The sequence below is a fragment of the Legionella birminghamensis genome, assembly GCF_900452515.1.
Lineage (GTDB): Bacteria > Pseudomonadota > Gammaproteobacteria > Legionellales > Legionellaceae > Legionella_C > Legionella_C birminghamensis.
In genome coordinates this window covers 1,398,255-1,412,507 of sequence record NZ_UGNW01000001.1, presented here as the reverse complement: position 1 = coordinate 1,412,507, position 14,253 = coordinate 1,398,255, and the positions used below count along the sequence as shown (strand labels likewise).

Below are 14,253 nucleotides of genomic sequence, written 5' to 3'. Positions count from 1 at the left end.
ATAATATGGAAAAAAACCACCAAATCCAGGATGAGTGTTTTTTACTATTGCTGCAAAGCTCACTTAAAGCAATTCCCTTTAATGTTTTCTTATCAATAATTATCTGGGGATATTTGATTTACCGCGGGGCACCGATATCAGGAGCAAGCATTTGGTTTCTGGTTATTTTTATTTTAAGTGTTCTCCGCTGGATTTATAGCCGTCAATGCATAAAAAGCAAAGCCTACATTCATAAAAAACAATCCTGTCTGATCACCTTTGTTGTACTTACCTTTCTGATGGGCGGATTATGGGGAGCTTGTTACATCATTTTCTATGAGCATTTCTCTGCATTTAATCAAAATATTATCACGCTTGTTTTAGGAGGAATGGCAGCCGGAGGCCTGGCATCGCTTTCGGTTTACTTACCAGCCTACTATGCCTATTTATTACCCATGTTTTTGCCTCTAGTCCTGTACAATTACTCCTTTATGATACTGGATAAAAGTATACTGGCCACAATGTTTGTCCTTTTTATTGTTATGCTGATGATCACTGCAAAGTTTCCCTCACAACTTCTAAAGGAGACAATTCGGCTTGGAAAGGAAAAAGACAGTTTAATTAGTAGCCTGCACAATATCAATCGTGAAAAAGATGCAGCACTTGATGAGATTCACCGTATTTCGATAACGGATTCCTTAACAGGTCTTTATAACAGGAGGTATTTTGATACCCGCCTTAATGAGGAGTTAAGACGCGCAAAAAGAAACGATCATCATTGTAGCTTGATATTAATGGATGTTGATGATTTTAAATATATCAATGACACTTTCGGCCATCCATCAGGGGACCTGCTGCTGAAAAGGCTGGCCATAACGATTCAGAATACTGCAAACAGAGCTAATGACGCATCATTTCGGATTGGGGGAGACGAATTTGCTATCATTCTTGCCAACAGTACCGCTGAAGAAGCAATGCTTATTTGCAGTAAAATACAGGAACGATTTGAAGCAGAAGCAACTGCTCACAAGGCTACACTGAGTTTCGGTATTGTGACTATTCCTCCTGTTCCCTCCAATACAGAAGAGATTATTTCGACCGCAGACAAGGCCTTATATGAGGCGAAAAAAGCTGGGAAAAATCGTATACAATCGGAAAAATTTGCTAGGTAATCCCGTCTTTGCGAATGCAGTGAAGCCCCCAGAACAATTTCCGGATGAAGCGCCGTTCTGGATTACTTGTCCGGGCTCGCAATGACGGTTGTTCAGTTACTTCTCTGCCTCAAGAATATACAGGCTAAAATTAAAATAATACTGCCCCTGATACTTCTCCTGACATTCCTTTTCGTACATCCTAACCATCGCCTCATTAATTTCATCAATTAAAGCTGGGGGAACCTGGCCTTGAAAATACCCCACCCCTTTTACAAATTTGCGAAAAATATCAAGCGAAGGTAAAAGCATCGAATGCTGATTCCTTTCCAAATGGAATTTCTTAAATAAACCATTCTTGGCTAAATTCTCATTTAATCGGTTAAAATTACTATACTGACTGCGGTTTACCGGAGAGATGAAATTATTTAATTCTGGAAACTGTCCGGACTCAGTCACAGCAACGGCTGTATTGATAAAGGGATCGTCTCCGCTGGGAAAAAGAAGAAATAATTTTCCACCCTCTTTTAGCGCCCGATACATATTGTTATAGACGGCAATTAGGTCTTTGGCCCACTGTAGACACCAGAACGAAACGATGTAGTCGAATTCTTCAGTGAAATTAAGGGATTGCATATCCATTACCTGAACTGAAAAATTAGGATAAACCTCACAGAGTTTAGAAGCCAGTTCAACCATATTCTCGGAGGCATCCACCCCCAAAATTAAACCGTCAGGAAGCATTTTGATCAGATGTTCAGTGAAACTGCCATTGCCGCAGCCAACATCCAGCACTCTATCCTGTGGTTTGAATTGTAGTCGCTGCAGATAACTCTGTGCGACAGTGGCCTGGACATAGGATCCAATTGCATAATCTTCTGCCGGCCAGTCATTCGTTTTCATAAAAACATCCTGTTGATTCAAATCGATAATTTACTCATTTAGCTGCGAGTAAATCAATACCCGTCTAATCATTATGAGTAATTAATTAATGACTCTTTAGTTGAATTTGTGTACAATATTACAAATATTACTGCAGCTATTTGAGGATATCAGGGCATATGTTTTTTAAAACCAATATCGCAGTTATTGGAAATAGAAAATCAGGCAAGACAGCAATTATTAATTATTTGCGCGATGTCCCATTTTCTTCTGAAGAGCTGCCCTCTGATTTTTTTTATACCAAACAAGTTCAATCTTCAAGCTTCAAGCTCAATATTAATGAATTAAGCGTTGATTCTTTTAAACAAGCCAAGCCTTCAGACTGGGATCGGTATATTAAGGATATTGATATTCTTATTTATTGTGTCGATTTGACCGAGGTATTTTCACCCGGCTCCAGCGGCCCTTTTCAAGCCCTCAATCTTGAAGCATTCAATCTATCCGCCGCAAAACCCAATCTGACTACTTTTCTGCTCCTTACCAAATATGATCAATTAAGTGATCAATTACACGATAATGTTGAAGCACTGAAAACGCAGTTGAGCCAATCAGGCTTTAATTACACCCTGGTGACCTCAGCAAAGCCTGAGCCAATCATTCATCTACCTTCAAAAGGATCGGCAGGAATAAAGAAATTAAAGCGCAAAGTTTACCAGCATCTTGAAGAACAACCTGTTAATTATGCTATTTCATTACTTGGTGAAGATTACCCGGAGTTGCAAAAGGCACTTAAGGAATTGCATACTGCTTTAAAACACTTACCGATTTCAGAGCGGCTTCGTATAGAAAATGAAACGGTTAATATGCTGCAGCGTTTTGTAAAAGGCGATAATGCTGCGAAACTGGCTGCCATCAAATATTATCGGCAAACCTGTACCAAAATTCTTTATGAAAATCCGGATTCCAGCTTCCGCTGGCGAAAATGGTATTCTCGTGTTTTAGTTAAAATTTTATTAATCACCTGCTTTATTCTTTCAGTGGCATTAGCGGGTTTTGCCATTGGGCTGGCAATGGGGGCCCAGTTAACAGGTCCAGGCGCCCTGTTTGTTGCTGCTTTCGGTGCTCTACTAGGGGCATTGGCTGGTATCTATCTGGCAACGAAGTTACCATTCGATCAATTTCTCGGAAAATTCAGCCTGTTTACTCCAAAAGAAGAAGCCGCCCTTGATAAAGTAATTAAGGCGGCAACCCCTGAGGAAGAGGAGGATACAGAAGCCAATGACAAAGAAGATTTGTTTAGCCTGGTTTAATGAGGTTGTAAATACTTAACACGACTTGTTCGCGAGCGATCTTTATAAAGTTTCACCATCGTATCAGCACCTACGTCCCGCGCTTTATGCCTGAGAGACTCTCACAAAATTTACCCTCGTGCCGACGTACGCGCTTTATGCGATAAATTTATTCCTTTACGCGTAAAGATAAATCAAACTCACATCCCTTTTTGATTCGTGTTCAAGGAAACTTCTTCAGGCTGCACATTAACTGCTTTTTTATGCGAAAACCATAGTAACCCTCGGGTCCTGTCCGCCTCAATATAACCATACTCTGGCATTCTTGATGCATAGCTTTTTTCCACATAAGGACTATATCGACTTCCAGCAGACTCACTTCCATAGTCAGAGTTTGCCTTCTCAACCTTCTCTTTATAAGCTTTTAATTTATTACTTAGAAATAGACTTTCTTTTGAGCGGTCAAAATTCGCGTATAAAGTTCTTGCGACTGCGTCAGGACAAGTGAATGTTTCTTCAAAAGTACTGTCAAAAATCACATACCATAGTGTAAAAGAAGTGCCTTGGGGCTTCACTTGAGAAATTCGGGTGATAAACTCGGCCACTGTTGGAGTATTTAACTTTAAAATCCCCGATTTCCTCGCCTCTTCCAGAATAAATAATTGAATGGAATGAGACCACTTGCCATGAGTCACACCGGCGCCGGGATCACTGGACAAGTAAGCGTTTTTTAACAGTACATCAAGGAATAACTCAGCACTCACCTCATCAATTAAGACCGCGGTCAATTTTGGAAAATTAAACCCGGGGCTGCTTCGAAACTCTGCAGGCACTGGTTCAGTGGATCCCTGATTAAAATGGTTGTCCCTGCCCCATTCGTCAAAAAATTTCCTCAAGCTATGTTTATCAGTACGCCCCTCCTTGTTTTCCAGCTGCTTGAAGTCATAATACTGTTTGGCAAACTGCTTCAACCCCTCCAGCATTTTCTCTTCATTGCATAAAAAAGAGAGAACCTTAATCACATCATCTTCCAGATCCTGATCCAGATCGGGAAATCCGGTGTCATCAAGGTACTGCTTGTAGTCGTTTTCGTCTGTGCTTCCTGTGGTAATAAGCTGCATTTTTGGCTCAATTTATGTCATTTGGTATAACATAGTAACAGGAAATCATTAAATTAATATTAGGTCTGTTGATATTTCCTACTGCCTATCTACACAAATGCAATCGAATCCCCGCGGCGTTGACCGCGGGGCCCATGCCTGTTGAAGCAGCATGGTTCTCAGACAAGTTCAATGTTGCCCAAAACAGGGTGTAACAGGTCGTCATCAACAAGTGTTCTTAACATTAAATGGGCTTCGTGTGGGCCCCGCGGTCGATGCCGCGGGGAATTCGAGGCGGGAAAACAATTGTGTAGCTAGCGATGCATAGGGAGGGCGCAAATAGTAACACTCAGCAATATTTGATCAATTGTTAACTACTAAAAGCAGGCGTGCTTTTTTACAAGGACAGGTAATTGCCGTGCTGATGCCACTGCACATCGCCACTTGTGTGATATTATCAGATCCTGGACATCGGAGAATAACAATGGATCTGAGTTATCATATTGCCGAACTGCTGGTACTGTTTTCCTATTTATTCCGCAACATGCTTTATCTGAGAATCGTAGCCTGTTGCGCAAGCTTACTTTATATGCATTATAGTCTCAGACATAACCTGCCTGACATATTCTGGTGGTCGGCCATCTATTTAATAGTTAATTTCATCCAGATTTTTCTGATTGTTAAAGAGAAGTTCCCCATTGAACTTAACCCCACACTACAGGCCATCAAAGAAAAGTTTTTTAAGCATGTTTCAACTTCCGATTTCATGAAAATTATTAAACTCAGTGGGAAAGGACAAGCTGGATCAGCCCATCTGATGATCAAAGATAAGCCCGTGTCACAACTTCTGCTGATCACGGGGGGAAGTGTGCTGGTGCAATTCCAGAATCAAATCATCGAACTGGGCCCCTATCATTTTTTAGGGGAGATGAGCTTTTTTAACAACCAGCTTGCAACTGCCGATGTAACAGTAAAAGAGCAGGCTGACTTCATCTATTGGGACTATGAAGCCATAAGACGATTACAGGAGCGGCAGCCTAACTTATTCATTTATCTGCTGGAAGCGATCGGAAAAGACATTATGCTTAAGATGACATCCAACCCTAAGCAACCCATTGAGATCAAATAATTGGATATCAGGCGTGTTTTTAAGTGACGATACTACCCTGATTTAACAAGTTCTGCAGCATTTCTACAGAATCGGCACCGGAGGGTACATAGTTCAACAGGGTGATCGTTTGAACCACTGCCCCGCCTGGATCAGCCGATAAACTCAACACGGTATCGTTCACCCCGCCTATGTTATCACTGTTAATGACAGAAATATTGATATAATTACCCAGTGTCGAAGGATTGGAGTTATAGCCGTTGAAAATATTATTGAAAGTAAGCTTGTCACCCTCTTCCGGTTTAAAATCAGCAATGACATCCTGCTGCGGTGCTTGTGGAGTCACAGTAGCGGCATCAAACTGGTAGGTATCCGCCCCTTTGCCGCCAATCATCAAATCATTCCCCATACCACCATGGAAGGTATTATTATTGTCATCGCCTATCAGTAAATCGCCCACACTGCTGCCATTAATGGTAGCGCCGCCATGCTGCTCATTCACATAAATAGCATCGATATTCTCATTGGAACTCAAATGCAATACTCCCAGATCCTGTAAGTCGAGCACTGTCAGACTGGAATTAATTGAATTTACATAATCCAGCACCGTATTGCCTAAGCCGCCGTTATCCAGGCCATGATCAACGCCGTCAAAATAAAGGCTGAACTGCCAGGTGCCGCTGTTTTGATCCTGATGTAATTGATAGATATTCATGCCGAGAAGATCCAGTTGCGGGCTTAACACATCCGTGAGGTTCAAACCGGCCAGGATTGGGGCCAAGATTGGGTCAAGGACATCGTTAAGATCCGTTATCAATGTGTCGGTATTCACTGCCAGGTTTAAACTGGCCAGACCAGATAAAAAGCTGGTATCCAGATTCAGGATGATATCCGCACGCAAGTCCTGGGAAAAACTCAAGAGATAATCGCCGTTTTCTTTAATATGCAAACCATTAACAGAAACATCCAATAATTTAATCTGCACCTGGGCACCTGCTGAGACAGCATCTTCAAGGCTGGCAGTCAATGCCAGTATGCCTTGATTCACACTATCCACTGCATTATCCAGGGTGGATAAATAGTTCGCATCCAGGGCATCTAACTGACCGATAATTGTATTTGAAAGTGATGTTATAGAGTTAACCAGGGTTTGATTGAGCAGAAGGCTCAAGGGCGTAGGCGTTAACTCGTCCACTAAATCAGTTAACTGGCCAATCAGATTATTAATGCCGGTAACGGTTGATAAACCATCCAGCAGCCCATTTATATCAGTGCCCAGTAACGTATCCAGCCCGCTTAAAATATCACCTACGAGATTAACCAGGATAGCAATGGGGTTGGAGTTTAAAACGGTTTGTAATTGCTGCAATAAACCATCCAGGGTGGTCAGATTAGTTTCAATGGCCCCTACCGCATCCTGAACAAGACCATCCAATTCTGTGAGCAAAGGATTGAACAATAGATCAAGCTGCGGGGCAACACTCGCAGATAAATCAGTTGTTACCGTGACATCCAGATTGAGATCACTGATTCCAGCAGCGGAACCATCAAGCAGCATGGAATAAGTATCCGTTACCGGATTGTACATAATCAAATCTTCATTCGAAAAATTACCAACCCCGGGCAAATTACTATCATTCGCCAAAGAAAAAGCCATCTGGCCGGCATTGGGATGGCCAACAGGGAAAACATAGAGGGAATTAATTATCTCGCTGTCTGCTAATCCATGGCTTGAACCATCAAAGTAAAGGTTAAAATTGCTGCCATTCCATTGAATCACATCATTCGTGCCTGCCAATACATTACCCGGCAGGGTAGAGGCGGTTGAAAGAGTAAATAATACTGTACCATTATCAAGAACGTGCACTGAACTGATATTGCGATTTGTTAAACTGCCGTTAGTAATAGCTGCCAAATCAAAGGATTCATGGAACTCACCATTATTATATTCGATTAAAGTCTGGTTATCATAACCATTAAGCTGCCGTTCATTACCCCCTCCTTCTGTAGAGAACATAATAGTGTCATGCACTTCAGTACCATCAGTCAGGGAGAAGGCATTGAGATTTTCGGGCAGGTTATCCAGTAAGCCGCCTAATAATCCGTCGTTGGAAGCTAAACCATACTGGCTGCCGTCAAAATATAATTTGAGCGTGTTAACATCCCACTGTTGGGTTCCAGGGTTTCTGCTGACAGAATAAATATCCTCGCCTCTGAAGGTCAAAGCGGACAAGGGATCAAAGGGATTGGAAAGCAACTCACCCAGGGAGCCGAACAGTAAATCGACATTGAGGATAGGCGCGAGAGAAAAATAGAGCGTATCGCCCTTGACTTCCAGACCATCAATTTCAATTAAACGGGTATCGGGATCCAGTAGTGCAGCGACTAGACCGGCTAAGTCGACATTATTTAATGCCTGCAAGGCGTTACCCAGTAATTCATCAGTGAGGCCAATATCTTCACCGCTAAAGAAAATATCCAGCGACGCAAGATCCCAAGTGCCATTGGTTCGGTTAATGGACAGGACTTCTGTACCATTGGCAGTAATCCCACCCCAGATATCCAGTGTTTGCAGGGCATAAGCCAGATCGACGTCAACCAGATTACTCAATGTGAAGTACAGGGTACCATTATTAAAACTGCCGTCGCTGGAGGTGAAGGAAAAATCATCCATATTAAAATCAACGAGCAGATTCTGGAAAATCCCATCGTTCAAAAGACCATCCTGAAGCCCCTGGCTGCTGCCGTCAAAAAATAGTTCAAAGGTATAACGACCATCGCTTCCCTGGGTCGCCAGAATGATATCCTGATTTTCAAAACTGCCAATGCCTGGCAAATTACCGCCAGTAGCAGTGGAGAAGAGGATCTGATTACCAATGACATGCAAACCATCAATACTAAATCCCAGCAGCGAGAGCTGGTTGAGTAAGGTGGTTTCAAAATTGAAATTTTCGCTGCCGTTAAATGCCATTTCATAACCGTCAGCAGATAATTTTAAAATATCTTCATTAAAAAAGACCCCTTCCTGCTCGAGAATTAAAGCCAGGGCATCCTCAGTTGTTCCGCCAGCCAGAATTCCCCCAGGGCCAATTAAAGCGGCTACCAAAGCGGGTAAATCCCCTTCAATCGGGTCAAGTGCGGAAAGCCCATAAAACCCTTCCATTGGCACAACACCGCCTAAAGAAGTAGTCAGATACATGGTATTGCCGGCATTCGGGTTAAAGATGGCGTTATCCGCCACATTGACAACGAACTGAGTGAGTCCCAAATCGACAGGATCGCCATCCCGATCAACGGCGCGAATAGCGGAACTGAAATCAAGTGCCAGCCATTCCTGATTCACTGCATGATCGATTTCTGTAAACAGGGTGAAAAGGTAATCGCCGTCAGCCTCAAGTTCCAGCGTAAAAACAATCGAACCATTAACCAATGCCGACAAGACATTACCATCAAGATCATAGCTGACGGCTTGGCCATTCACGGTCACCACGGGTAGATTACCAAGATCTGCCTGAGCTTTGAATAAGAAAAAGCCCTGATCATCCCCGCCAAAAGCGACAACAGCATCCAGGCTTCCTGAAGCTATGGCAGAGCCAGAGACCAGATTGCTTTCATAAATATTGGCATTTTCGGTATTGGAAGTGAGGACAGGCACATCATCCTGAATGGCAATCACAAACTGATTATCGAGATCGATCACGTCATTGTCATTATCAACCAGCTCTATCACTGCGCCAAGGTTTATCAGTACCTGCTCCAGATCGTTGCCATTGGCAAGCGGATGGTCGATTGCTGCCAACAGATTAAATAGATAATCCCCTGCGCTGTTTAACTCAAAACTAAACATGTCTATTCCGCCAGCGCTGGCAGTTAAAATGCTGCCATTGAGTGTATAACTTAAAGCGATACCGTTCGCTGTCAGGTTATTTGCAGTTAAAACACTGTTAAAATCCGCGCTAAAGCCCCATTGCGCCCCATCATTGCCAGCACTGGCCAGCGCAGATAAAGACCCGCTGAGGCTAAGTGTCTGCCCTCCCTCACTATTGCCAATGGCCAAGGCATCCTCATGCACTGTTCCACTAAATGTAGTACCGCTTAATGAGGGCATCGCGTCTGTGACCTGTAAATGTTCTCCCAAAGAAAGCTGGGCAGTGACCAAATCATTATCACCATCCAGGGCAGCCGCGATAACAAAGAGGCTGTTCACCGCCAAAGTCAGGGCATTGGCTCCTCCACCGTCGGGATGAACCATTGAACGGAGTTGGGTAAAACTGACTAAACCGGCAGAATTAATACTGACAGTAAACACCAATTGGCCATTGGCATTGCCTTCAATAACACCATTATTATTGCTTAAAAGGATTGCCGCGCCTGTCAAGCTGTCAACCAATCCTGAATCGCTGTTATCGCCGCCCTGAATTTCCAGAGAATAACTGAGATCACCGCCATCAGCGCCTAACTCAGAGCTAAAAGCGGCAGCAATAGACGCATTACTTGCTATGCCTAACTGATTTTCATTTACAACCAGCATGGGTGCTTGTAAAGAATCAACTGTAAGGGCTGGAATGTCATCGCGGATACTGATAACAGCCCCTAAATCCAGTTGGGCAGTACTATTGTCGCCATCCAAGTCGCTTAAACTGCCCTGCACACTGACGATGCCGCTGCCAAAATTAATCAGATTCGTGTCATTGCCATCGGCATGGACTACAGGACGTAGCTGTGTAAAAGAGAGCTCGCCATCGCTTGCTAAACTTATGGTAAATACCAGCTCATCACCCAACTGTGTGCGGCCTTCCACCACATTTCCATTTTGGCTGAGTACCACCATTTCCTGGCTTAAGATATCAGTCAGGCCGCTATTGGTATTATCAATCTGCAAATTATAAGCAATCGGCTGGCTGCCATCTGCGCCAATCGCTGCCGTAAATGCAGCCGCCAGCGAAAGGCTGGCCGTGTTGTTTAAAGTGTTTTCATCCACTGCTAAACCACCTAATACGCTGCCATCAACGCTCAGCGCGGGAATACCATCAATCACTTGAATCAATGCACCCACATCCAGGCTGTCAGTGACCGTATCCTGATCGCCGTCCGTTACTGTGGCTACTAAACTGATGATATCTTGGGGAAATAACAAAGCATTCATACCGTTGCCAGAGGCGTGGATCACACCTCGATCCAAATCCAGGACAATGGAACTGGCATCGACACTTAAGGTGAACACCAGTAAACCGCCGGCACGGCCTTCCACATTGCCGCCGGCATTAATACTCAATAAAACAGGCAGGCCGCTTAAACTGTCGATTAAACCCGAATTCGTGCCGGCCAGTTGGAATTGATAATCAGTGCTGCCGCCATCCGGCCCTGCGTCACTGTTGAATACGGTATTTAAAAGAATGGAACTGTTAACGCCCAGGGAGGCTTCGTCGACCAATAAAGCATTTGCCCCCGGATCAATGACAGCTAATTCAGGCCCCGCATCCTGGATGGATACCACGCTGCCTAAATCGATCGCTGCCGTTGCCGGGTCATTATCCCCATCAATGGCAGTGGCCACTACATCGATGATATTGGCCGGGAAGCTGATAGACTCCGCAGGATTGCTGATATCAGGATGCACAATGGCACGCAGTTGGGTGAAGCTGATCAAGCCTGTGGCATCAATGCTGATACTAAACACCAGCCCCCCATTGGCAAATCCCTCAATAACCCCATTGTTATTGCTGAGAAGCACTGCGGCTCCGCTCAGGCTGTCGATAAGCCCTGAATTACTTTCCCTAATTTCCAGCCCATAAGTCACCGAACCGCCATCAGCACCCAAATCCCTGGCAAAGGCTGCGGCCAGCGATACACTGTCGGTAACACCCAATTGGCTTTCAAGAACGGACAGACTGCCGATTTGACCCGCATCAACTGTCAGGACTGGAATATCATCGATGATACTGATAACAGTACCCAGATCGAGTTGGGCAGTACTATTGTCGCCATCCAAGTCGCTTAAACTGCCCTGCACACTGACAATGCCGCTGCCAAAATTAATCAGATTCGTTCCATTGCCATCGACATGGACTACAGGACGTAGCTGTGTAAAAGAGAGCTCGCCATCGCTTGCTAAACTTATGGTAAATACCAGCTCATCACCCAACTGTGTGCGGCCTTCCACCACATTTCCATTTTGGCTGAGTACCACCATTTCCTGGCTTAAGGTATCAGTCAGGCCGCTATTGGTATTATCAATCTGCAAATTATAAGCAATCGGCTGGCTGCCATCTGCGCCAATCGCTGCCGTAAATGCAGCCGCCAGCGAAAGGCTGGCCGTGTTGTTTAAAGTGTTTTCATTGACAGTTAGACTGCCCAATACGCTCCCGTCAACGCTTAAGGCAGGTATGCCGTCAATTATCTGGATCAATGCACCCACATCCACACTGTCAGTGACCGTATCCTGATCGCCGTCCGTTACCGTGGCCACTAAGCTGATGATATCTTCAGGAAATAACAGGGTATTCGTGCCATTGCCAGAGGCGTGGATCACGGCGCGATCCAAATCCAGGACAATGGAACTGGCATCGACACTTAAGGTGAACACCAGTAAACCGCCGGCACGGCCTTCCACATTGCCGCCGGCATTAATACTCAATAAAACAGGCAGGCCGCTTAAACTGTCGATTAAACCCGAATTCGTGCCGGCCAGTTGGAATTGATAATCAGTGCTGCCGCCATCCGGCCCTGCGTCACTGCTAAATAAAGTACTTAAAAGAATGGAGCTATTAACAGCCAGGGAGGCTTCATCGACCAATAAAGCATTTGACCCCGGATCAATGACAACTAATTCAGGCCCGGCATCCTGAATTGAAATTAACGACGAGATATCAAGAAAGGCACTATTTTGATCACCGTCTCCATCCACCGCTGCAGCAACGACGCTTACCAGTCCAGAAGGAAATTGAATTAATTCATTGATGCTGGTTTGATCAGGATGAATAAGTGGACGAAACTGCGTAAATGTAAGTTCCGCATCGCTATCTATAGAGATAATTAACACAAGATTGATACCTGCATATCCCACCACATCTCCGGATGAATTGAGACTAAGTACTACAGGCAAGCCGCTCAAACTATCGTTTAATCCACTTATAGCCGTATTAACCTGTAAATGATAATTAACTGATGAAAGACCGTCTGCTCCTCCCAAAGGGATAAAACTGTCAGCAAGATCAATGCTCAGTGCAACATTTAAAATGCTGTCGCCAGCCAGTAACGGGGCCGGCATATTGTTAGAAAGCAGGACAAAAGGCGTATCATCCGCTATTACGATAGTGAACTGGTTATTCAAGGTCATGCTGTCCCCGTCGCCATCCATTGCCTGAATGAGAAAACCCAGTGGGATGGGTGTGGCTACTGAATGTGATCCTAAATGATCCAGCTGCTGTTGAAGACTGAACTGGTAACTGCCATCTAAATTTAATTCAAAGTTAAAAACAGTACTTCCGTCCGGCTTTGTGGCATTAAGAATGCCATTCACTACCTGATAGTCCAGTGCTTGCCCGCCGGAGCTTAATTCCAAAGTATTGAGTATCGTCGTTAAAACAGGTTCAGGTAAAAAATGAAAACCGCCATCACCGTCTGCCCCGAAGGATATCAGCCCTGACAGTGTACCGCTAATCTCTGCTATCGGATTTGCTGTATCGATATTCGCTCCGGGAAGGCCGTCTTCATGAAGCATAGGCTGCTGGTTATTCGATGGATCCGTTAAAGGCAGATCATCATTGATAGTGATAATAAATGTACCTGGCGGCAAGCTATTATCGCCTATCTGAATAAACTGGCTCAAATCGATTACTATATGATCGGGACCAGGTAGAGGATGATCGATTGAATTGTTTAATTGGAAGTGAAATTCATTATTCGGCAGTATTTCTAGAATAAATATTGTCTCCCCGCCTGCTTGTGCAATGAGCCGTGAGTCCTCAACCCTGTAAGTGATTGGAAGATCATTGGCCGTAAGGGGCATAGTACCCGAGCCTCCAGCCAATGAAAGCACATTATTCTGCATATTAAATACTGCCAGACTCCCTGAAAAACTAGTTTCAGCATTCGGGTTATTCCCGCCTAGAAGCCCTGATTCAGAAAGGGAGAAGCTGACTGAAGGATTAGCATCTTCTTTCGATTCAGCACGCGCTTCAGCAATGTCTTCCAGTAACTCTAATCGGTCAGTTAAATAATACCAGTTAGGGTTGATTCTCTTAAAATCAGCATATTCAATGCTTAGAGTGTCATATCCTGCGCCTACACGCCCATAAGAATAATAGGGGTTATAAATAACAAAGGTGAATCCATCCTGATTATCCAACTCTGGAAACAATAGGTCAGAGGCTCCAGGGGAGGAAAAAAGCGTGAACAAATAGTCAAAGAAATTGACCGCTGATTGAGGGCTATCTCTTTCTGCTACATTGGCGGGTGGATACTTTGGGTTTGGTTCATCAAAAAAACTGCTGTTAACGGGAAATTCGGCATTTGAAAAAAAAAGTGGAAGAACCTTAGCAACTTGAATCTGTATTACACCAAGATGAATGGATATACCTGGATGGTCATTTAACGCAAGTTGACTAAAGATCCTGGAGCTTGTGGCCTTCACCATACAACATCCTTCCAGGAGCAAATCACATCATATATTAACTATAGTTCAGATCGGAAAAATCCGATCTCTTTTTGTGCATTTATTTTTCAGTCAATGGACGAGCAAA

General features: G+C 44.1%; 6 protein-coding genes. 3 read left to right on the top strand and 3 right to left on the bottom strand.

Going from position 1 to position 14,253, the window contains the following annotated elements; translation table 11 throughout:
* The first annotated feature begins 5 nt into the window (after positions 1 to 5).
* Entirely contained in the window at positions 6 to 1,151 is a 1,146-nt protein-coding gene (locus DYH42_RS05940) for a GGDEF domain-containing protein (protein ID WP_058524442.1), read from the top strand.
* A gap of 96 nt (positions 1,152 to 1,247) precedes the next feature.
* Here DYH42_RS05940 and DYH42_RS05935 read toward each other — a convergent pair whose 3' ends face one another.
* Entirely contained in the window at positions 1,248 to 2,033 is a 786-nt protein-coding gene (locus tag DYH42_RS05935) for a class I SAM-dependent methyltransferase (protein ID WP_058524441.1), read from the bottom strand.
* A 158-nt stretch (positions 2,034 to 2,191) separates the two neighbouring features.
* Here DYH42_RS05935 and DYH42_RS05930 point away from each other — a divergent pair, with 158 nt between their 5' ends.
* Positions 2,192 to 3,322, top strand: a complete 1,131-nt coding sequence (locus DYH42_RS05930) for a GTPase domain-containing protein (protein WP_058524440.1) — start codon at positions 2,192 to 2,194, stop codon at positions 3,320 to 3,322.
* A gap of 179 nt (positions 3,323 to 3,501) precedes the next feature.
* On the opposite strand, the gene DYH42_RS05925 is transcribed toward DYH42_RS05930, so the two are convergent.
* Positions 3,502 to 4,422, bottom strand: a complete 921-nt coding sequence (locus tag DYH42_RS05925; RefSeq protein ID WP_058524439.1) for a LirA/MavJ family T4SS effector — start codon at positions 4,420 to 4,422, stop codon at positions 3,502 to 3,504.
* Positions 4,423 to 4,885: 463 nt separating this feature from the next.
* Between DYH42_RS05925 and DYH42_RS05920 the strand changes: the two genes are divergently transcribed.
* Positions 4,886 to 5,530: a hypothetical protein gene (locus DYH42_RS05920; protein WP_058524438.1), complete on the top strand. Its 645-nt coding sequence runs from the start codon at positions 4,886 to 4,888 to the stop codon at positions 5,528 to 5,530.
* Between the two features lie 19 nt (positions 5,531 to 5,549).
* Here DYH42_RS05920 and DYH42_RS05915 read toward each other — a convergent pair whose 3' ends face one another.
* Positions 5,550 to 14,147 carry a DUF5801 repeats-in-toxin domain-containing protein gene (locus DYH42_RS05915; protein WP_115316975.1) on the bottom strand — a complete coding sequence of 2,866 codons (8,598 nt, stop codon included), beginning with the start codon at positions 14,145 to 14,147 and terminating at the stop codon, positions 5,550 to 5,552.
* Positions 14,148 to 14,253: the final 106 nt, after the last annotated feature.